Source organism: Bifidobacterium sp. ESL0682 (genome assembly GCF_029392815.1).
Classification (GTDB): Bacteria; Actinomycetota; Actinomycetes; order Actinomycetales; family Bifidobacteriaceae; genus Bifidobacterium.
The window spans coordinates 1,534,126-1,554,858 of record NZ_CP113942.1 but is presented as its reverse complement, the minus strand read 5'-3'; the positions used below and the strand labels follow the sequence as shown (position 1 = coordinate 1,554,858).

General features: G+C 56.9%; 17 protein-coding genes and 6 pseudogenes. 10 read left to right on the top strand and 13 right to left on the bottom strand.

The window, feature by feature from the left end; translation table 11 throughout:
* Window positions 1-113: 113 nt before the first annotated feature.
* From OZX57_RS06660 to OZX57_RS06650, 3 genes are all read left to right on the top strand, one after another.
* Complete coding sequence (locus tag OZX57_RS06660; RefSeq protein ID WP_277161906.1) at window positions 114-794, top strand: CrcB family protein; 681 nt, start codon at window positions 114-116, stop codon at window positions 792-794.
* Window positions 763-1,098 carry a CrcB family protein gene (locus OZX57_RS06655; protein WP_277161905.1) on the top strand — a complete coding sequence of 112 codons (336 nt, stop codon included), beginning with the start codon at window positions 763-765 and terminating at the stop codon, window positions 1,096-1,098. The genes OZX57_RS06660 and OZX57_RS06655 overlap by 32 nt, the downstream gene beginning before the upstream one ends.
* Before the next feature lie 131 nt (window positions 1,099-1,229).
* Window positions 1,230-2,126 (top strand): SPFH domain-containing protein, encoded by an 897-nt coding sequence (locus OZX57_RS06650; protein WP_277161904.1) that lies wholly within the window; start codon window positions 1,230-1,232, stop codon window positions 2,124-2,126.
* Window positions 2,127-2,403: 277 nt separating this feature from the next.
* Here the strand turns inward: OZX57_RS06650 and OZX57_RS06645 are convergent, their stop codons facing one another.
* Complete coding sequence (locus OZX57_RS06645) at window positions 2,404-3,249, bottom strand: patatin family protein (protein WP_277161903.1); 846 nt, start codon at window positions 3,247-3,249, stop codon at window positions 2,404-2,406.
* Window positions 3,250-3,713: 464 nt separating this feature from the next.
* Between OZX57_RS06645 and OZX57_RS06640 the strand changes: the two genes are divergently transcribed.
* Window positions 3,714-4,046 (top strand): type II toxin-antitoxin system HicB family antitoxin, encoded by a 333-nt coding sequence (locus tag OZX57_RS06640; RefSeq protein WP_277161902.1) that lies wholly within the window; start codon window positions 3,714-3,716, stop codon window positions 4,044-4,046.
* A gap of 43 nt (window positions 4,047-4,089) precedes the next feature.
* On the opposite strand, the pseudogene murI reads toward OZX57_RS06640, so the two are convergent.
* A pseudogene (murI, locus tag OZX57_RS06635) lies at window positions 4,090-4,865 on the bottom strand (glutamate racemase).
* Between the two features lie 228 nt (window positions 4,866-5,093).
* On the opposite strand from murI, the gene dapF reads away from it, so the two are divergent.
* Entirely contained in the window at window positions 5,094-5,993 is a 900-nt protein-coding gene (gene dapF, locus OZX57_RS06630) for a diaminopimelate epimerase (protein ID WP_277161901.1), read from the top strand.
* A 158-nt stretch (window positions 5,994-6,151) separates the two neighbouring features.
* Here dapF and OZX57_RS06625 read toward each other — a convergent pair.
* A pseudogene (locus tag OZX57_RS06625) lies at window positions 6,152-6,715 on the bottom strand (vitamin K epoxide reductase family protein); the annotation flags it as partial.
* A 186-nt stretch (window positions 6,716-6,901) separates the two neighbouring features.
* Here OZX57_RS06625 and OZX57_RS06620 point away from each other — a divergent pair.
* Window positions 6,902-7,785: pseudogene (locus OZX57_RS06620) on the top strand (PHP domain-containing protein).
* A gap of 215 nt (window positions 7,786-8,000) precedes the next feature.
* On the opposite strand, the gene OZX57_RS06615 reads toward OZX57_RS06620, so the two are convergent.
* Both OZX57_RS06615 and OZX57_RS06610 read right to left on the bottom strand, forming a co-directional pair.
* Window positions 8,001-8,225 (bottom strand): DUF3107 domain-containing protein, encoded by a 225-nt coding sequence (locus OZX57_RS06615; RefSeq protein WP_277161900.1) that lies wholly within the window; start codon window positions 8,223-8,225, stop codon window positions 8,001-8,003.
* A 91-nt stretch (window positions 8,226-8,316) separates the two neighbouring features.
* On the bottom strand, window positions 8,317-10,041 hold the full coding sequence (locus tag OZX57_RS06610) for a phosphotransferase (RefSeq protein ID WP_277161899.1): 1,725 nt from the start codon (window positions 10,039-10,041) through the stop codon (window positions 8,317-8,319).
* A gap of 113 nt (window positions 10,042-10,154) precedes the next feature.
* Here OZX57_RS06610 and OZX57_RS06605 point away from each other — a divergent pair.
* Window positions 10,155-11,658: pseudogene (locus tag OZX57_RS06605) on the top strand (ATP-dependent helicase).
* Window positions 11,659-11,738: 80 nt separating this feature from the next.
* Here the strand turns inward: OZX57_RS06605 and OZX57_RS06600 are convergent.
* The gene (locus OZX57_RS06600) at window positions 11,739-13,403 is read right to left on the bottom strand and encodes a zinc-dependent metalloprotease (RefSeq protein WP_277161898.1); all 1,665 of its coding nucleotides are present in this window, start codon (window positions 13,401-13,403) and stop codon (window positions 11,739-11,741) included.
* Window positions 13,404-13,898: 495 nt separating this feature from the next.
* On the opposite strand from OZX57_RS06600, the gene OZX57_RS06595 reads away from it, so the two are divergent.
* Window positions 13,899-14,783: a S16 family serine protease gene (locus OZX57_RS06595; RefSeq protein ID WP_277162972.1), complete on the top strand. Its 885-nt coding sequence runs from the start codon at window positions 13,899-13,901 to the stop codon at window positions 14,781-14,783.
* Window positions 14,784-15,053: 270 nt separating this feature from the next.
* Window positions 15,054-15,468: pseudogene (locus OZX57_RS06590) on the top strand (DUF3052 domain-containing protein).
* A gap of 157 nt (window positions 15,469-15,625) precedes the next feature.
* On the opposite strand, the pseudogene OZX57_RS06585 reads toward OZX57_RS06590, so the two are convergent.
* Window positions 15,626-15,988: pseudogene (locus OZX57_RS06585) on the bottom strand (serine hydroxymethyltransferase); the annotation flags it as partial.
* Window positions 15,989-16,573: 585 nt separating this feature from the next.
* On the opposite strand from OZX57_RS06585, the gene OZX57_RS06580 reads away from it, so the two are divergent.
* The gene (locus tag OZX57_RS06580) at window positions 16,574-17,134 is read left to right on the top strand and encodes a hypothetical protein (protein WP_277161897.1); all 561 of its coding nucleotides are present in this window, start codon (window positions 16,574-16,576) and stop codon (window positions 17,132-17,134) included.
* Window positions 17,135-17,374: 240 nt separating this feature from the next.
* Here the strand turns inward: OZX57_RS06580 and OZX57_RS06575 are convergent, their stop codons facing one another.
* The 6 genes from OZX57_RS06575 to OZX57_RS06550 all read right to left on the bottom strand — a co-directional run bounded on the left by OZX57_RS06575 (window position 17,375) and on the right by OZX57_RS06550 (window position 20,728).
* A complete protein-coding gene (locus OZX57_RS06575) occupies window positions 17,375-17,659 on the bottom strand; it encodes a holin (RefSeq protein ID WP_277161896.1) in 285 nt (94 codons plus the stop codon).
* Window positions 17,660-17,669: 10 nt separating this feature from the next.
* On the bottom strand, window positions 17,670-18,671 hold the full coding sequence (locus OZX57_RS06570) for a GH25 family lysozyme (RefSeq protein WP_277161895.1): 1,002 nt from the start codon (window positions 18,669-18,671) through the stop codon (window positions 17,670-17,672).
* Between the two features lie 84 nt (window positions 18,672-18,755).
* Window positions 18,756-18,929 carry a hypothetical protein gene (locus OZX57_RS06565; protein WP_277161894.1) on the bottom strand — a complete coding sequence of 58 codons (174 nt, stop codon included), beginning with the start codon at window positions 18,927-18,929 and terminating at the stop codon, window positions 18,756-18,758.
* On the bottom strand, window positions 18,926-19,156 hold the full coding sequence (locus OZX57_RS06560; RefSeq protein WP_277161893.1) for a hypothetical protein: 231 nt from the start codon (window positions 19,154-19,156) through the stop codon (window positions 18,926-18,928). The genes OZX57_RS06565 and OZX57_RS06560 overlap by 4 nt, the downstream gene beginning before the upstream one ends.
* On the bottom strand, window positions 19,135-19,404 hold the full coding sequence (locus OZX57_RS06555) for a hypothetical protein (protein ID WP_277161892.1): 270 nt from the start codon (window positions 19,402-19,404) through the stop codon (window positions 19,135-19,137). Before OZX57_RS06555 ends, OZX57_RS06560 begins: the two co-directional genes overlap by 22 nt.
* Window positions 19,405-19,441: 37 nt before the next feature.
* Window positions 19,442-20,728: a hypothetical protein gene (locus OZX57_RS06550; protein ID WP_277161891.1), complete on the bottom strand. Its 1,287-nt coding sequence runs from the start codon at window positions 20,726-20,728 to the stop codon at window positions 19,442-19,444.
* Window positions 20,729-20,733: the final 5 nt, after the last annotated feature.

The window sequence follows — 20,733 nt, the reverse complement described above, 5'->3', positions numbered from 1 at the left end:
GAAATAAATAGTGATGTGGGCAGCAGATGGAGAGGCTTCGGATTCGCTGCTGTTCTGCTGAGAATCCCTAGCCGGGTAGTTGCCGGATCGTGGTCGTTTCAGGAGTGAAGTCAATGAAATCCGAAATGCGGCATGAAACCGAATCCGCCGTCGTTGCTCGTGGCGCAATCGCCGTGGGACTTGTCGCCGGAGGTGCTTGCGGGTCGTTGGTGCGTCTGGCGTTGAGCGCCCTGCAACCTGCCACGGCGGCATGGCCGTGGATGACCACCGTCATCAATCTCACCGGTGCGTTTTTACTTGGCTGTATCACGGCATACATGGCCGTGCTCGGCCCGGATATCGGCATCTGGAAGGTGATGAGGCTTTCCCTGGGGACGGGCCTGATCGGCGGCTATACCACGTACAGCACGTTGATGCTCGAAGTTGCTAAACGTTTGGAGAACGGCAAGGCGGGTATCGCATTGGCCTATCTGCTGGTGAGCGTCGTCGTGGGGCTTGTGTGCGCGTTGCTGGGTTTTGCGGCTGGCAGGTCCATCGGGGAATGGCATGTTCGCAGGATTGCCACGCGTAACGGCGATACTCGTGAAGGCGCATCTTCCGGTCGTGAATCCGCTGATGACGCATCTTCGTCTTCCGAACCTGACCGTGGCCCCCTGCAAAATTGCGCTCGTTATCTTCCTTTGCGTGGCCTTAGCTGCGCTGATAGTCAACGAGGACTGGCGGCACGGCAGTGCGTTTGGCCTGCTCATTGCAGCTTCGCTGTTGGGTGGGCTTGGTGCGTTCACTCGATATAGCGTCGACGCATGGGTCAACAACCATATCCGTCTGCCGTTTCCTTGCGGCACCGTCGTCGTCAACATCACTGCCTGTCTCGCAATGGGCCTGGTAGCGGGCTGGTGCGGTGCCCATGCCGGCACAGCGACATTGCAGTATCTGCTCGCTTCTGGATTCCTTGGTGGTTATTCGACCTTCAGCACCGCCAGCGTGGAAGGCGCGAAACTTCTGCAAGCCCGCCATCCATGGTGGGCGGTTGCCCATAGTGCGGGCATGATGGTGGCGAGCCTCGCTGTATTGGTGGCTGGTATGGCACTTCGATAATTGCCTGATGTTCTGCTACGATTTCATGTAGTGCATCGGCGGAAGCGATGAAGTCGCAAGCCGGTGGATGATGCCGGGCACATCGCGGATTCGCGGACGACGGCATCGAAACCTTGAAAGAAAGAGAGAACATGGTAGGGCTTATTTTCCTGATTATCGTTCTGATAATTATCATTGGGTTGATTGTCTCAGGTATTTTCGTGGTGCCGCAGCAGCAGGCATACGTTATCGAACGTTTCGGTAAATTCTTGAAGGTCGAGCTCGCGGGCATCCATCTGAAGGTTCCGTTCGCCGACCGCATCGCCACCAAGACCAACATGCGCGTCAACCAGCTCAATGTGAAGCTTGAGACCAAGACGCTCGACAACGTCTTCGTCACTGTAGTCGCCTCCACCCAGTTCCGCGTAGATCCCAACAATGTGGCCACCGCCTACTATGAGCTTCGCGATCCGGCCGGCCAGCTGCGCAGCTACGTCGAGGATGCTCTGCGTTCCGCCATTCCTGCACTTTCGCTCGACGATGCGTTTGCCAAGAAGGACGACGTGGCCGCCGACGTGCAGAAGACGGTGGGCGGCGAGATGTCGAAGTTCGGCTTCACCGTCGTCAAGACCCTGATTACCGCCATCGACCCGAGTCCGGCCGTCAAGACCGCGATGGATTCCATCAACGCCGCCCAGCGTGAGAAGGAAGCCACCCGCCAGCGTGCCGATGCCCAGCGCATCCAGATTGAGACACAGGCCACCGCAGACGCCGAGAAGACCCGTCTTCAGGGCGAAGGCCAGGCCAACTACCGTCGCGAGATCGCCAACGGCATCGTCGACCAGATCAAGAGCCTGCAAGGTGTGGGCATGGATATCGCCGACGTCAACAACGTGGTGCTGTTCAACCAGTACCTCGACGTGATGCGCTCGCTGAGCGAATCCGGCAATGCCAAGACCGTGGTGCTTCCGGCTTCCACGCCCGGCGGCTACCAGCAGCTTTTCGATGAGGTCACCAAGGCCATGGTCACCTCCAACGAGGCGAAATAAATAGGTTGCATAAATCGATAAATCTTGTCTGTTAATTCGGCAGATTTACGATTTATCCACTATAATAAGCAGTACTGGCCAAGGTGCCCAGCAAATCGGACGGCTTGACCTAGACACGACGGGGTGTCAATAAGTTGGGGCGGATTCCTTGCTCACCCAAGGAATCCGCCCCATCGTTTTGTATTCATCAATCTGACATATTGACGCCGATAAACGGTGTGAACATTACTCGTGCAGCCATTTGCCGACGCTGATATCAGATTTGGAACTTATCGAATCAGTTCGAGAGGAAATCAGGCACGGCTTCGGCCGCATCGAGTCCTTTCTGATACATCTCTTCCAATCCCTCGGCGTTCTTGCTCAGCGTGTCCAATCCGCACAGGTCGTCAGGAGCGAGAATCAACACATTGCCGTCGGCGGCCATACGCTCGGCGACTTGCATTTCTTCGTTGTATGTGCGATAGCGGTTCTTGAGCCGTTCCGCAGCAGCGGGGTAGGAGTGCTTCAATAACGCCGCCGGAGCTGCGTCCTTCTTGGCTTCACGCACGAAATCACGCTGATGCGTGAGAATGAGCACGATGCGGTCGTAACCCTCGTCGGCCGCCAGTTGCACGGGAATCGGGTCGGCGATACCGCCGTCGTAATAGGGAACGCCGTCGATGAGGTACGGTTCGCAAGCGACCGGAACCGCGCTTGAGGCCTTCATAACGTCATAATTGTCCTGATGCACGTCCGACTTGTCGAAATAGCGTGCGTAGCCATTGCGTGCGTCGCAGGCTACCACCGTGAATTCGGTGGGTGAGGCGGCAAAGGCGGGGTAGTCGACGGGATATTCGCCGTCGGAGTTGGACAGGGTGCCGTAGATATAGTCCAGATTAGCGTAATTATGCAGCTTGAAGAAGTTGGTGGCGCTGGCATATTCGGGGCGGAAGGCGTATTCCGTATAGAACTTATAGGTGCGACCACGCTGGCCGGAAATGTAGGAGATCATGTTCGCGCTGCCCGCAGAGACGCCGTAGCACTTGTCGAACACGATGCCTTTGTCCATCAGCCGATCCATCACGCCTGCCCCGTAAATGGAACGGAAGCCTCCACCGACATCGATCAAAGCGGTTTTCGTCATTGCGTCACCTTTCCTTCGTGCCGTAGTCATTATCCTTAGTTAACCGAGCATACGTCCGCCTTACGGACATCCTGGTTCCAGTGTCTCCATTCGGTCATGGTCTATCTTTTTGTCTTGTTTGTGACGCTAAAGAATGTCAAAAATGTAGTAAACGGAAGAAGAGCGCATTGCTCTATAGTATCAATAGTGATACCATAGAGCAATGGGAGACATAGGGAAGATTGTTCAGAGAATGCGCAGTAGCCCGCAGGGGATACGATATGCCGATTTGCAGAAGGTGTGTGAGGCGTATTTTGGACAGCCGCGACAACATTCGACGAGTCATTGCGTCTATAAGACACCGTGGGCCGGTGACCCACGAGTGAATATTCAAAATGAGCATGGTTTAGCAAAGCCATATCAAGTACGCCAGGTATTGAAAGCTATCGGCAGGCTAACTGAAGGTAAACGCTGAGAGGATATAAATGGTAGACATTCATCATTACACGTATCGGGTCAGTTGGAGTTCGGACGATGGCGAATTTGTGGGTACTGTCGTTGAATTCCCGAGTCTTTCCTGGCTGAGCAAGAGCCAGGTTGAGGCTTTTCAAGGTATCTGCAATCTGACGGCACAGACCGTTGAAGACATGGAAGCCAATGACGAGAGTGTGCCAGAACCAATAGCTGACAAGCATTATTCAGGCAAATTTGTGGTGCGCGTTACTCCTGAGCAGCATCGTGAATTGGCCATGGAAGCAGCTGAGCAGCAGGTCAGCCTTAACCGCCTGGTCAGCGGCCGCGTATTGGTTGATGCTTAAGGCGTTGGATCTCTATATGGTTTGTTGCAAGCGTTGATGTATTTTACGCATTAAGGCGTTTAGCGGCCAGAGCGGCCATACGCTCGCTGGTGTCTGAGTTTTCCAAGGTTACGCTGCCTTCGGCATCTGGGGCTGCTAGTTCGTCGGCGGCGGCTAGCAGGTCGTGCAGATGCCGGGCAGTGCCCTCGTTGCCGTCGATGATAGCGGTGGAAGCGGGGAGCAGCTCGCGGAAATAATCACGGTAGAAGACGAAATGCGTGCAGCCGAGCACCACCGAGTCGATGGATTCGAGATCGTAGCTGTCGAAATAACGGTGCAAGGTGCGCATGACGAGGTCGTGGTCCTCAAGCTGGTCATGTTCCACGATTTCCACTAGGTCAGGGCAAGGCTGACGGTAGATGGTGTTGGTGGCGCTGAAACGATTCATCAGTGCGGTGAATTTTTCTCTCGCAGTGTCAGCGGGGTGGCGGCGACGATGACGCGTTGCGGCTCGCCATGCCCGCGGTCGCACGCTACTTTGAGCGCCGGTTCCATGCTGATAATGGGCAGATCGTAAGTTGCGCGCAAATCGTTTACGGCAGCCGAGGTCGCGGTGTTGCAGGCGATGACGATGGCTTTGACGCCCATGGCGATGAATCGCTCGACGATGGCGAAGGAAAGTTTGCGGACCTCTTCAGGTGATTTGGTGCCATATGGTGCGTTGGCGGAATCACCGAAATAGACGATTCGCTCGCCCGGCATTTCCTTGCGGATTTCACGTACGACGGAAATGCCGCCCAGCCCCGAATCGAACACGCCTATGGGAGCGTTGCTTGCCATACCGTCCTCTTTCACCACGATTTTGACCAGTCTGATTGTAAGCCTAGCCATTTGTTGTTGTTTGATAACTGCCTGAGCGAACATACACATGATAGCCCAACTGTGCTAATAAGAACCATATCGTCGTGCCCAGAGGCGAAAGCGTTAATCGGGCGCTCCGGGTTCCGGTTCTCAGCTTTCGGCTCTTGGCTCTCGGCATGAGGCTCAGGAGCAGGTAAACTGTCGGTTATGAGTCTTCCGCAATATGTCTACAAGGGCCACGGCACGGGCAACGATTTCGTCATCTACATCGACAGGACCGGCGAGTTCGAGCCAAACGCCGACGAGATCCGCCATGTCTGCGACCGTCATTTCGGTGTTGGTGCCGACGGGCTGATTCGTTTGACCAAGCCCGAATGCGTCAGCGATCTTTCCGTCGAACAGGTCGCGCAATGCCACGATGGCGGTGCCGAATGGTTCATGGATTACCGCAACGCCGACGGAACGCTCGCGGAAATGTGTGGCAATGGCACGAGGGTGACCACGTTGCTTGCGCAGCGGGCAGGTATAGCAGACGCTCCGGGTGGTGCGCCGTTCAAACTGGGCACACGGGCCGGGGTCAAGACCCTGCGCTCGCTGGGAGCGCTTGAGCCTTATGGTCAGGATGTGTTTCAGGTAAGCCTGGGCGCAGGAAAAATCGGCGATGTGGATGCCTACGCGGTTACCATCCCCGGCACCTCCGGTGAGGCCGAAGGCACGTTCGTGGATATGGGCAACCCGCATGTTGTCTCGGTTTTGGAAGACGGCAAGGCCACGTTGCCTGCCGTTGAAGATCTGAATCTCATTGTCAAGCCGATGGTGAGCCCGGTGATCGAAACCGATCAGAATGCCGAATTCGTGCGTATCGACGCATGCGACAAAGCCGGGAATATCGGCAAGGCCACCATGCGTGTCAACGAACGTGGGTGCGGAGAGACGCTTTCCTGTGGTACGGGGCTTGGTGCCACGGCGGTGACGTTGCGGGCCAAAACCGGTGTCAGTCGTTGGGACATCACCATTCGTGGCGGCTTGGTACGGGTCGAAGTCAGCGATGAGGACGTGAAGCTGACTGGTGCCGCGGTCATCGTGGCCAAAGTGGAACTGCTGTAGGAGCGGTATGGATTTGGAACGCAAGATTTCGAGAAACGGCTGAAACGACGGTATCCAAATACCTGAGACAAAAGAACCCGCATGTTCATCGCATCAATGTGGTGAACATGCGGGTTCTTGAATAGTGCCGGAATGCTTATGCGAAAAGCGCGGAGCCTTCCTTCCTTCAGGAAAATCAGCGCGATGATGGCGACGATCCAGAGGGCGTCGACCATCCAGTCGTAACGCATGCGGTAGTAAGTGTTGAGCGCCTTGCGTTTGCGCGGAATCTTCTGTACTGTCACCGTGGCATGGCTTAGCGCTATGAACATGACTGTGGTGGCGAACATCATGGTCATGCACCAGGGGCAGAGCGCCTTGATGACGAACATGGACTGGCTCATCAGCCAGTAGGCGTAGCAGATGGCGAAGAGGCCACCTAACCAGGTGCAGGTGGAGAACCAGCGCGGCAGTTTGACATTGCACATGCCGATGACCGCAATGGTGATGAACACAGAATAGGCGGCGATGCCGAAGAAGGCGTTCGGGAATCGCAGGTCGCCGAACCGGATAATTTCGGCCTGCCAGGATTTGGCCACATCCGAGCAGGAGAGCACGGAGTTCACATCGCAGCCAAGGGCTTGGTTGGGGTTGCGGGCAAGTTTCAGGGTGTCTGCAGCGAGCATCAACGAAGCGAAGAGGCCGACAGCTGCGCCGACAAGCATGACGCCGTAATTCCACAAACAATCGTGGAAGAAGCCTGTGGGCTCACGGTTGCCGGATTGAGGAAGGAATTGCTTGAGATTCTCCACCGTTTCTTGCTGTTTTTGATCGCTGATGGCATCAGCAGAGTGTGTGGTTGACATATATGCGTTCCAATGGATTTGTCTTGTAGCTTGCTGTCGGATACGTGGGCTTACGATGGTCGTATGGCAAGCGATGAATATAACGATTATACTCCGAGCGCAGGTTGGGATCTTCACTGCCACACGGTTTTCTCTGATGGCACCAAGACCCCGACGCAGCTTGTTGAGCTCGCTTCTTCGCTGGGTTTGCACGGTGTGGCCATTACCGACCACGACACCACCGCAGGTTGGGCCGACGCGCAGCAAGCCGCACAATCCCAAGGTTTTCCATTGTTGCGTGGCAGCGAAATCACCGCTCAGGACGATCAAGTTTCCGTGCATATGCTGGCCTATCAGTACGACCCGGACGATGCAGGAATCATTGAGTTGTTCGCTTCTACAAGAGCTGCGCGTGTCACTCGTGCCAAGCGTATGGTTGCACACTTGGCAAAGGATTTTCCAATCAGCTGGGACGATGTGCTTAAACAGGCCAAAAAGGGTGACGAGACCACGGTCGGTCGGCCGCACATGGCCGATGCGTTGGTAGCCGCCGGTGTCTACCGCACCAGATCGGAAGCGTTTGCCAACGCCATCTCGGCTTCCAGTGAATATTACATTCCTACGCCTTCGCCGACCGCTCTGCAAGTAGTCGAAGTGGTGAAAGAGGCCGGGGAGTAAGCGTCGTTGCACACCCTGCAGATTGCAGCCGCAACAAGGTGCTGCTATCCGACGAGCAGATTCGGCGGTTGGCTGAGGCCGGGCTTAGCGGTCTGGAGGTCTGGCACCGTGGCAACAGTTCGGAATCGAGGCAGCATTTGCTCAATCTTGCCAAGGAATTGGGGCTTTTGGTGACCGGCGGATCGGATTGGCATGGTGCAGGTAAGCCGAACAAACTGGGGGAGAACCTGACCGAAGACGACGTCGTTGCCGAAATCGTGCGGCGCGGAGCCATCAAGCTCGTTTCATAGCGCTCTTGGCGGAGGAATCGGCAAACCGGATTATCGGTAGAGAAAATCATTGTAGAGGGACGCCGTTGCAACGTACCAGGATATAGTGTGAAACACTAAAAGGTAAAGCGATGCCCTGCTAGATGCTTAAAGCACCAAACAGGGCATCACTATGATTTATTCATCGAGGCTCGTAGAGACGTTGTGGCCTTCCCACGAAGACGATGATACGAAATTTAGAGGGCGCCGAAGCCGACAGCGTGCTTGGTCTCCGAACCCACAATGGCATAGCCCAGCGCGCCGGCCGGCACCATGATGTGACGGTTCTTGTCGTCGACCAGATCGATCGGCTGACCTTGGCTCACGGCCTGCGAAATCGCTTTGCTGACCTCGTCGGCGTTTTGCTCGGTGGTGAAATTGACCGGACGTGCCACATTCTGAATCCCGAGTTCGACATCCATGTATTGCCTCTTTCTGTTGAAATTGTTCTTAGGTTTTATTTTGCCCGAGGGTCGGTCATTACGCTTTTGGCTAGGATTGTGCGGATTTGTCCTAGTCGTCGATACTGCTGGTGTCGTCAGAGTCGACGGTGTCTTCGGTTTTGTCCGAGTCTGACGACTTGTCGATTCCATCAGAGCTATCGGTCTTGTCGGCACTCTCAACCTCTTCCGAACTGTCGGTTTCGGAGGAACCATCGCTGTTGCCGGTGGTCTCGGATAGCGAATGATTCGCCTTCTTTTCGGCTTCCTCAAGCCCTTCTTGGGCGTCGCGCAAGGCTTGTTCTTCGCGCTCGAGCTGGGGGATAAGCGTGGTGGGCGCATCGTGGCTGATGGATTTTGCGGCGGGCGATTTGTCGTACGTGTCGTCGTCTTTGGAATACTGCACGTGCCAAGAAATCTTATTGGCGGACGCTTCGGTGTCGTCTGAATCGTCATTTCTGTGGCTATAGACCGTTTCACCGGTTTCATCCGACTCGTCATCGATATCGTCGTCGACAGAGGCCTTGCCTGCCTCGGTCAACACCATGGTGGCCGAAGACGAGGGATTGGGCATATTGGAATACAACGGCGCAGAATGCCCGATTCGCGATTGCTTGTCATTGGTTCGATCGTCGTCTTCGCTCTTATCAAGAGAGTGCGCCGAGAATGTCTTGAAGTGCGCTGGTCGGTCGGCGGTGCTGTCGCTTTCCTCCACGAGCTTCGTGATTTCAGCAGAACCGGTTTTGTCGGTCTCTCCGGTGGCGTCATCGTCGAGTTGAGGTGAAGCGTCGGCGGAGTCTGAAGAATCCGAAGAGGAACCGTTCTTGGGCGCCACAACGGCCGATGCCGCGGTGGCTGCACCGGCGGCCTTGTTGGCCACAACGGTCAACTGATGGGCCAGATGTTCCACCTGGGCCTTGAATTGCAGAATCCTGGTGTTGTCCGCGCGCCCCAATGCCTCGATGAATTCGCCGACCTGCTCCATCTGCAGCCACAGGTTGGCACGCAAAAGAATCAAATCGTCGACGCGAGAACCCATCATCCTGCCGTAGGCACTCATCAGCGCATTACGATGGTCCTCGTCCAGCTTGGCGAATATCCAGGCCAGGTCACGCGCAGGATCGTTGATCTGCATGTCCTGCCAGTTGCTGACCTCGGTGATGGTGGAGTCGGAGAAAAGGAAGTCACCGTCGGAGAAGCCGCCGTGGGTCAACGTGGTGGAGAAGGACCATAGCCCGTCCGTCTCGATGATGTTCGCCCAGCTTGACGTGATGGCCGGCGGTACGTGGCCCGCCTGCTGCAAACGCTTGATCCAACCCGTCAGCTGTGCGTGAATCTGCCCGGTGGTGAAGGACGGGTATTTGGCCTCGGTCAAAAATTCGGTGCGTTGACGGTGAATCGCACCGATGGCTGTGCCGACGCTGGACGCATCCTGCAAAGTCAGTAGGTCGAGCTGGCGGGGTTCGCCCTCGACGTGCGGGGTTACTAGCACAGAGGTCTTGCCGGTCGGGCTGCCCGTTCCCGCCGGGCTGAACGCCAGCGCACGGTCGACCGCAAAGCCGAGTCCGCTCATCTCATGGGATTTGGCGAGTACCCGTGCCGCCTTGACTCGCCCCGCGAGGCGCTTCTTGCCTTTTTCCTCGCTCGAGACGAATACGTCATAACGGCGTCCTGCGGTGTCCTGCACCACGGCATAGTCGATACCGGCCTCGTTGTCGGTAGTATTGGCTTCGTCGTGTTCGCATACCCCTGCCACAGAGGTCTTCGGCATGGCGGCTGAGGCGAGTGCCGCCAACATAAACTTGCTTCGTAAAGTCACATCTACCAGATTAATACATCGTATGTCCTAGTGTTTTCTTGGATTCGCCGCGCTTGCGGGTCTATCGGGTGCGGCTGGCAGAATAGGCAGATATGACCACCCGCGATGCCGAAACGATGCTTGAGGGGTTGGACGACGCCCAACGTGCCGCCGCCACCGCCCTCGAAGGCCCTGTGCGCATCATCGCCGGAGCCGGAGCGGGCAAGACGCGCACCGTCACGCGCCGTATTGCTTACGGTTGTGCCAAAGGGCAGTGGGATGCCAGTCGTGCGCTCGCCGTCACGTTTTCGGTGAAGGCCGCCGACGAGATGAAACAGCGTTTGGGCGCGCTCGGGGTGGGGGACAAGGTCACCGCTGCCACATTCCATTCCGCGGCGTTGCACCAGTTGCGCCGGGTCTGGTATGAGGTCAGCGAAGCTCCATTCCCGCACGTCCTCGAGGATACGCAGGAAATCATGGCTCGGGCGCTCAAACGAGCTACCGGCTCCGATCAATTCGACGGCATCGCCAGACGTAATCTGCTCGCCGAAATCAACTGGGCCAAGGTTTCGTTGGTTGCTCCGGAAGACTATCAACGTGTCTGCGCGGCTACTCATCGCATCCCGCCTGCAGAGCTTGATCCACAACGCTTTGCCGATGTCTACACGGCCTACGAGCAAGAAAAGACCTCGCGTGGCGAGATGGATTTCAACGATATCCTGCTTCTCGACTGTCATGTGCTTGAGGCTTTCGACGAACAGGCCGCGCAGATTCGGCAATCGGTCGGTTGGCTCACTGTCGACGAATATCAGGATGTTTCGCCCCTGCAGCACCGTCTCATGGACCTGTGGCTGGGCGACAACCGCAACGTATGCGTGGTGGGCGACCCCGCCCAGACCATTTATTCCTTCGCCGGGGCATCCAGCTACGACCTGTTGAATTTCGCCGGTGAGTTCGGCAAACTGACCGCCGACGTCAACCTCAACACCGATTACCGTTCCACCCCGCAAGTCGTCTCGACGGCCAACCGTGTGCTTGCCGGCGCGCCCGACCGGGACCAGTACCTGCGTCTGTCTTCCGCAAGAGACAAAAACGAAGGCATGCGCGTGGTAAAAACCGCTTTATGAGAGTGATGAAGAAGAAGCGCAGGGTGTGGCCAAACGCATCGCCCAGTTCATAGCCGAGGGGGCGAAACCGTCCGATTGCGCGGTGTTGACGCGGCTCAACGCCCAACAGCAGGTGGTGTGCAAAGCGTTGAAAGATCAGGGTATTCCTTATCGCACTCGCCACGACGCCAGCGGGCAGGACACGGTCTTGGAAGATGACAATGCAAGCCGTCGCGAGGCGTTGGAAGTCCTTGCCAGCAGGCGTGAACCAGGTGTCACCATCTCTTCGATCCACGCCGCAAAAGGTTTGGAGTTCAAACACGTCTTCATCATCGGCTGCTCAGAAGGGCTGCTGCCGTATGGCTCGCCGGCTCCTGGCGAAGCGTTGGAGGAAGAGCGTAGACTGTTCTACGTGGCCGTCACCCGCGCCGAGGATTCGCTTCATCTTTCCTATGCGCGCAGCAAGGACGGGACTTCGACCTTTTCTCGTGCGCCGAGCCGTTTCTGGTGATGCAAATACATGAAAGTCCGTTATCGACGGTAATCATTCGATAACGGACTTTCGCTTATGAAATGCCTGATATTCGGCTGTTAGATTTGAGGACTATCACCGTCGTTCGGCTTGTTGCCGTCGGTTTCGTTCGATGGGTCATTGCCGTCATCAGGCTTCTTTGAATCGTCTGGCGTTGGCGAACCGTCTTCCTCACCCTTGCTGTTGTCGGCATTGTCTCCGTTGTCGGTATCAGCGTCTTCGGCGTCTCCGTCATCGCCTTGAGCATCGAGTAGTTTCTCGAGTTCGGCGTCCCAATCGATGGTCGGCTTGGATTCCGCGCCATTACTGCCGTCAGCGCTTGGAGCCGTGATGTTCGCATCGGGATTGGTATTGCTGCTGGATTCGATGGTTTCCGAATTAATGGCCTCGGCCTTGTCCTCCTCGCTATCCGGCAACTTCGGCAGTAGGTCGGGGTGCGACCACTTCTCGTCGCGTGCCTTGTCGCCTTGTTCCGCTCCGATTTTCTCCCAGATGTCGGCCGCCTCACGCATGCGCTTCGGGCGCAGTTCCATGCCGAGCAGACTTTCGAATGTGCGTTCCGCCGGCCCGCCGACGGCACGTTCGCGGCGCACCATCTCGCGCAGTTGCTCGATGTGCGGAATATGGGCCATGCCGGCCTTCCACGTCACTGCGTCGACCCAGCCTTCGACCAACGCCAGCAACGTTTCAAGACTGTTCAGCGCTTCCTTCTGTTCCGGGGTGTCGGCGATGCCCACCTTGGTGAGATCAACGGCTCCGGAAATCGAATCGGGATCCATCGAAGTGGCTTCGCGCAGCTGTTCTTCCATGGCGTCCAAATCAATGTTGATGCCACGGGCGTACTTGCCGATCAGTGCCTCGAAACGCGGCATCAGCCACGGCACGTGGGCGAAGAGACGGGCGTGGGCCACCTCTTCGAGTGCCAAAAATGCCAGCACTTCGGACTGGTCGATTTCCAACGTCTTGGCGTATTCGATGGAGTTCTGCGCGATGAGTGCGCCGGCGGGGTTCTTCTGCAAGGCGATGCCTTGGTCAAAGCTGCCGCGCACTTCGTGCGAAAGCTGGCCTGCCGCGTGCCCGAGCTGTGTTGAGAAGGCGGTGTTGCCGAGAATCTTGATGAGATTGGCAGGATCCTTCATGTTGTCCGGAATCGGCACCGGCACAGGGCCCGCGAAAATGCCTGCGATTTCGCCGCCGTCAAAAGCGTCGCCGAACCGTTCGGAAATCACGCTGGAGAGTGCGTTGCCCATGGACTCTTCGACTGGGCTGGCGAATTTCGCCCAGGAATTGACCGTCGCATTCACCCAGTCGGCGCGGGTGAACACCTGTGGTTCGCCCGGAGCCGGGTCGATGTCGCAGGCGGTATCGAGCCAAAGATTGGCCTCGCTCATGGCGCGGCGTACGGCTTCGCCCTCGGTAGCCGTGACAGTCTGCTCGCTGCCCTCGTCGTTGGCGACGGCCAGCGCCAGAGAAGTTGCCAGTTTCACGTTGATGGGGCCCTCATCGGCGCTTTGCTGCATGTCGCCTACTGTGTTGAGACCGCTGGAAGCGAATGCGCTCATCAGCGCCTTCACCTCGGCGGGCTTGGGCAGCTTGGACGGGTCCTGACCGATAAGCTGGTTCTTCACGGCGTCAGGCAGGGCGTTGAGCTGTTGGAAAGCCATATCGCCTTGAATCTGGCCAAAGCAATCGATCAGCCATTGGTGAATCGCATTTTCGTCCATACCGTTTAGTCCTTATCTAAAGTCTCGTCGAAGCACAGTGCCCATAGACGGTTTGATGACTCCATATTATGGTCTTCCATGGTCTTACGCCCGTTTCTACGCTACCGAATGATAATTCTTGATGACACTGTGTATTTTCGCTTTTTCTTTGTCTTGCGTCGCGGCAAAGCGCAATACTTGAGGACTATGGCACGCAGCAAACACAGCGCAACAGGCAACCATCGTGCGTCGGCAACCCAGCATGGCCGTCACACGGGCGGTTCGTCATCCCAGCAGCAAGAGAATTTCGACTCCAATGCCGAGGCTCAGGAGCATTGGAATGATCCCTCGGATGGCGACATTCGTATTCAAAGCGCTGCCGGTGAATCTTCGGATGGTAATGTGATTGAGGAAGACGCTGTGGCTGAGGGCGCTGGCGACGATTCTGGTGACATCCAGAACGGCGATATCGACTCCGATACCACTGTTGATGCCGATTCCGTTACCGATGACGGTATCGATTCTTCCGCTTCGGTCGCTGGGGACCACGGTTCCAATCGTTCCCGAACTGCTCATGGCTCTCGACGTGGAAGCCGCCGTTCCTCCCGCCATTCGCTGAAATATTTCGCCGGTCTATTCTGCGCGGCGTTATGTCTGCTGACTTTGGTACTCCCGAGTCCCTATGTCGTCGAATCGGCAGGGCCAACCCAAGACGTTCTTGGCAAAGTGGACGGCAAACAGGTCATCGCGATAAGCAATGCCTCCACGCATAAGAGCGAGGGCAAGCTTCTCTTGCTGACGGTCAATGCGCAAGGCGTTCCAGGTGCTTCTTCGACGCTTGGCATTCATACTCTGCTTGCATGGATTAACCCCAAGCAGCAGGTTATGCCCAGTGAGGCTGTGTTCCCTGTCGGGCAAACGCCCGAGCAGTATCACAAAACGGCTACCAAGCAGATGAGCTCTTCCCAGGACGCTGCCACCAGTGCGGCGCTCGCGTATGCCGAGAAGCGGAAGATCGCGGGAGCCGATACGGCCAAGGTCAAACTGCATGTTGACGATATTGGTGGTCCTTCGGCGGGCATGATGTATGCTCTGGGCATCATTGACAAGCTCACCCCGGCCGACGAGACCGGTGGCAAGACGATAGCCGGCACTGGCACGATCGACAAGCACGGCACCGTCGGCAGAATCGGCGGTATTCAGCTGAAAATGCTTGGAGCCAAGCGTGATGGGGCCACTTATTTCCTGGCTCCTGCCGACAATTGCAGCGAGGTTGGTGTGGGACATGTGCCTTCCGGTCTGCGCGACGTGAAGGTGTCCAATCTCGATGAAGCCTATAAGTCGCTTGTCGCCATCGGGCAAGGCAAGGATGCGGACCTGCCGCATTGCACGGCGAATTAATGAGCGAAGTTTGCGGGTAACCACGCTATTGAGCTCGTGACGATTTCACAACTGTATTTTGTTCATGGTTTGTTGCCTTCTGGCTGCTTGGCTCGATTGTCTTTCTGATTCGTCATTTCCGACGCTTTGCCTTTGCTGTGGTGGTTCCGCACGCTTCTGCTATCTGTCCGTAGATACAGTGGTGCCAGATATGCCTAAGAGTGACCGTAATGTGGATAACACCGCGTGTGGCTGCGTGCGCAATTCCCCACGGTTTGCTATATTGGAAGGGTGAATGAAACGGCATCAAAAAACGCTGAAGAGTTCGGTTTTCACGAAGGCGACATCGTGCAGGAATGGCTGTGGGATGACGATGTAAGTGAATCCATCCGAGAGAATCATGGAATTGACCGGCCAGGATTTGGTCGATGAGGATTATGATTCTGCCGTCGATGGCGTCATCATCTGGTGGCGCGACGGCGATGATGAAGACGCTTTGGCCGATACCATCGTCGACGCTTATAGCGTCATCGGCGAAGATGGGCCACTTTGGATTTTGACCCCGAAGCCCGGCCGCTCGGGAGCTGCCGCTTCCAATACGGTGCAATCTGCTGCAAAGACCGCCGGCATGAACGCGGCCACTCCATTAACGGTCTCTGACGACTGGAACGGCATCCGTCTCCGCGCTTTCGGCAAAGGCCGCTAAACAGGAATGTGAATTTACCTTTTATGCTAAAGTCCCCACCGGCGATAAACCGGTGGGGACTTTAGCATATCGAGTGTTCAGCTATGGCTCAGAGCCCCGGATAAAGCGGGAAGTCTTCGGTCAGTTTGATGACACGGGCGTGCAACGCCTCCATGTCTGCGTTGGCCTGCGCTCCCGAATGTGGCTGAACATTGGCGAACTCGGCGCCGAAAAGTTCCTTGGCACGGTTGCGAGCCAGGGTCTCGACGCCATCGACGAATTCGCAGCCGCCGTAATAGCGGCGTCCGGGGTATCCTTCTGCGTATTTGTTGGTCAAGATGGAACCCTGTGCGTCGAGGATGGCACGGGGCACGAAGTTTTCGGAAGCGATCATCTCAAGACCGTTTTGCTGGCGCTTGAGCTCGTCTTGGATCAGCGACGAGATTTCGGGGTCCGCTTGTGAGATAGGCGCATTGAACACGTCCGACGAACTCTGGACGACTGCAGGGTTGGATGTGTCGGCTTTAAATGGTTCAGCCATTTCAGACTCCTTTGATAATCTCGATGAACCGCCAGTGTTGTGGCGGATGAGGCCAGCGTTCGCCCCGTCTTTTTGGCAGGGAGATAAACGCAAACCGCATGACGCTTCGTTCTGACCGGCTGCCATGTGAGTCCCATTATGGCAGAACCATTGTGGAATTCGCTCAACTGGCTGTGGTTATGGACGAGAAGACTATCGTAAGAATCGATAATGCATTATCGGAATCCGTTGTTTTTATCAGATTCTGAAGAGGCCGATTGATAATAACAGTTTTCAAATAGGTTCATAGACAAGGGAATGAAGTCTGAAAATTCGGAGTCCAGGTGGGGCAAAAACCGATCAAAAGCTTCAAAACAAAAATAAACCCTTGGAATTGTTGCGATTCCAAGGGTTTAAGAGAGTGGGCGATGAGGGATTCGAACCATTAAAATTCCCTTATATGGCAGTAGGTCTTAGCTGGGAAACGTTGGAATTTCAAGGTTTTATAAATTTTGTGCATTAGTTGAAATATGATATTTTTCTAAAAAGTGTGCCTGATTTGTGCCTGATTTTCATGGAACCCGATGTGCAGCAAAAGGAAACAGTATGACAGAAGAGAATATTCAACCGTCTGGGGGCTTAAGCGAAGCCGGTATTGCTGATTTCATTCATGACTGGCGAACCAAAACCATGAGCGCTGTACCCAGAGATGGACTTTCCTTCAGCGATTTGATGTGGACACGCATATATCGGCAATGCCCTTCTTTAAGAGCTGTTGAAGGAATGCTGATTTTCAGAGTCCATCACGGCGGGGGCGACGAACCGACGTTGTCGGAATATGATGACTTTGGAGATAACCAACAAGAGGCGTTCCGGGAAGACCATCGTCGATGGGTTAGGCAATCAGATCTCAGAAGCATACGTTTTGACGGTCACTGGGTTTCTTTTACTAAGACTCCCAAAGCTTTATGTAGCCCATATTTTGCCAGCAAAGGCTTACGAGGTTTCGTTATAGTGCAAAAAGTTAAGAAAGCCGTGGACATAAGCGATATTGAAGCTTGGGGTGCAGTTAACGAAGAAAATGAGGTTGTGGCGCCCCTTGAGGAATCTCAAGTTGTAGAAATACTGTCGTTCAGCGAATTTGAAAATAAATATTGCAAACAATAAATTATTGATTGATTATCAAAAAAGACGAATTGTATGTTTAGACATACAATTTTAGTCATAATTGACAGGCTTGATTCCAGCGTTTTCGGGACGAAATGACGAAAACCTGTTTTGTGAGCGCAGATTGGTCCAGAAACGACGAAAGTCGCCCCGCTCCGGCTTTGATGCCGGTGCGGGGCGCTTGGGTTTAAAGATTCGACATCAACTTAAACATTTGATGTTGTTTTTAAGGATGTTGGTCTATTTGAGTTGTGGGAGGCTGGCGCCGTCTTGGACTTCGGGGACGCCTGCGATGCTGGTGAGGATGCTGCAGAGGGCGGCGAGCGCGGCGGTGCCGAGGACGATGGGCCAGTTGACGCTGCCGATGGTGGCGGCGGTGGTGGGTATCGTGGCGAGCGCGGCCTGCGCGCCGGTCTTCAGCGCGCGGATGGCGGCGGCCTTGCACCATTGCGTGAACGGCGTGCGTCCGCTGGTGTTGTCGCGTGCGGCGTGTTCGGCCTCGTGCGGTGTTTCTTCTTCTGCCATTCCTGCCTCCTTAGAAGGTTCCTTGGTTGAGCCGGGTCTGGAGGGCCTTGACGGTGGCGGGGCCGAAGACGCCGTCCTGGGCGACGCCCAGATGCGCCTGGATGCCGCGTACGGTATCGGGGCCGAGCAGCCCGTCCTGCGGGAGCCCGAGCACGGCCTGGACGCGGCGGACGAGCTGCGAGCCGCCATTGCCGTAGGAGTAGGCGTTGAGTGCGGGCCGTCCCGTCCAGCCTCCGGATGGCTGCACCTGCCCGCTGATCACCCCGTCTACCGGCGTGCCCATGACCTGCTGCCAGCGGCGTACGGTATCCGGCCCGCAGGCACCGTCGACGGCGAGCTGTGCCGTGGCTGCCGCTGACGTCTGGGGTACGGGGCTTGCACTGCCTGCGGCATAACGGTTCCACGCATCCCTATCGCCGTAGAAGAGGTCTAGGTCGAGCGGCTTGCCGTAGCCGTTGATGCGGCCGTTGCTGGTGTACTGGCGCATTGTGGCGGGCTGCCCGTTCCACGGGTGCTCCTGCCAGCCGGTGGGGTTCTCGCTGGCGTAGCAGGCGTCCCATACGCCGCAGTCGTGCTTCTTGGCGATGGAGTCGACGGTGCCGGCGTCCTTGCGGCCCCGGTAGACGAGCGGGTGCACGCCGGTGATGTCGATGTAGGCGGCGAGCCAGCGGTCGAGGTAGGAGACGTCGCCGTAGGCGCGGTTGTCGCCCTCCTCCCAATCCACCGACGGCACGAAGCAGTGCAGGTAGCCGGCGGTGGCGGAGGCGAAGAACTGCGCCTCCGCTTCGGCGCTGGCCCGGCCTCGGCAATAGTGCATGTAACCGACCGCTTTGCCCGCCTGCGCCGCGCGTTGAATGATGGGGTCCGCGCCCGGCCACACGCTGTTGACGATGCCGTTGTGGGTGAGCTCGCCAGCACCCCAGGTGCACTGGACGACCACGCCGTCGCAGTCCGCGGCAGCCGGGTCGAAGTCCGGCGTGTAGTTGCTGACGTCCACGAATCTCATTGTCATGGATATTCTTCCTTCCGCCCTGTCAGGGGCATGAAAAAGGCCGCCCCGCTTGTGGGACGGCCGTGGTCTGTTTTTCTGGATGTGCTATGCGGTGGCGAGCAGCCAGATGAGCGCAGCCCATTCCGCCAGCCCGCAGGCCTCCATAACCGCGAATATGAGTGCGCCGGTCGCGAGGCCGAGCAGGACGAGTGCGAGCAGGATGACGATTGCCTGCAGCATGAGCTTGTGTTGTGCGGCGAAGCGTTTGAGCGGTGTCATGGTTCCTTCTCCTTATTCTGCTGGTCATCGTGCGTGTAGTTCCAGTCGTCGTGGTCCTGCCGCCATTGCCAGCGCTGTTTGAGCCATTCGAGGCGCAAGTGGCCGATGCCGTTGCCGCCGAGCCTGACATACTCCTCGCCGGACTGGATGGCGTGCTCGTGGCCGGCTCGGTCAGTGATTGGCGCGAACAGGTCCTGCCGAAGGATCATGAGCTTGACTTCCGCCACCGCCTGTCGAGCTCTTGTCCGTGCTCCCAGTCGTTGTCGAGCTTTTCGTCCATGCGCCTGATGGTCGAAGACTCCTTGAGCTCGTCCTCGATGGCCGATTTGAGGTCCTCGTTGTCGGCCTTGTTCGATGCCGACGCCTGGTCGAGCTTGTGGCTGCTGATGACGGCGACCACGATGGAGCTGACGGCCGGGATCAGGGCGACGATGACAAACAGCCACAAAGGAGTGCCGGATGGATAATCAGGCAAGATAACCTCGTTTCTGTTTGATGCTGCCTTCAAGGAATTAGTCCATGTACCAGTTGGTGCCGTCGGATACGGCTGTGTGCAGAAAATCGGCGGCCCTTGACAGACGTATATTGACGCCGGCGTCGGTGTTGCCCGTCGGGCGCACGAGCGTGGTCTGGGGCTGCAGGACACAGTCATTGAGAGTAATGAGCGTAAGCACGGTGCCTCTGGGGGCCGAGGGGAGTTTGAAGACTGTAAGATGCTGGGCGTAGAAGATCACGACGCCGGGGTTTGTATCTATGGTCTCCGAATCCATTACCGTCACGGTCTGGCGCAGTCCATGAGTGGTACCGTCGTTGTCGATGCCGAAACCAGCGGACGGACTGTTGATGTCGTGGGCAGCGATAGCCTTGGCGCCAGCCCTGCCGGTGGAGCGAAACGCTGTCTGGAAGGTGGTCGAGGCGTTGGTTGACCTGACATGTACGCCGTCGATTACCTGTTTGACGCCCATGCTCACAATATCAAGACCGACGCTGTCGTCTGTATCGTTCATGGCGACCATGTCGATCTCTGACCCCGTCATGGCGTTCACGCCGGCGCGGTTGTCGACCAGTATGTTTTGCCCGTACAATTTGGTGGTCGGCGAGAGGATTAACGGGTTGTACGACGGAGGGGTGCCCATGACATCCGGGCCGTCATCGTTGCGGCACAGGTGCCAGCCGTCCTCCAGGCCCACATCTATGCCATCGATAGTGGATACCACGCCCACGTACCAGTCTCGGTTGACTCCGGACCGGGAGCCGGAGTCAACAATCATGCCCGGCAGCAGTCCCTGCACGTCAGCTGTGGTACGTGCCCGGAATCCGGCCGACGTATACGAGGCAGGCTCGATTGTGTGCATAGCCGGATCCATTGAGTTGCTGACATATGAGGCTGCGCTGTCGCGGTTGAGGTACTTGGCCAGACCAGCCCCGTCGGTGCCGAGCACCCGCACGGTGCGGTCTGTACCGGCAATCGTAGACTGCACCGCTGCGTGGCGGTAAGTGCCCCACGTCTGCGCGGCATGTACCACGGGGTGCGCCATCGCACCTACGCCCGGTTCGCGGGCTGGGGCGTCAGCCCGGTCGTCGTCGGTGATGTGGTAGTCGGCATCGTACACGGCCTTGTCGAGCTTGCCGTCCATGATTCGCCCCGAAGCCGCATCGGGGTCGGCTAGGTATGCTGCGACGGCCTTATCGGCCGGAACGGCATTGACTCCGGGCAGCCCCTGCCGCCCTTGCTCGCCTTGTTCGCCTTGCGGGCCCGGGATACACACCTCACGCTTGTCAAAAATCTGATCCACCATAAACT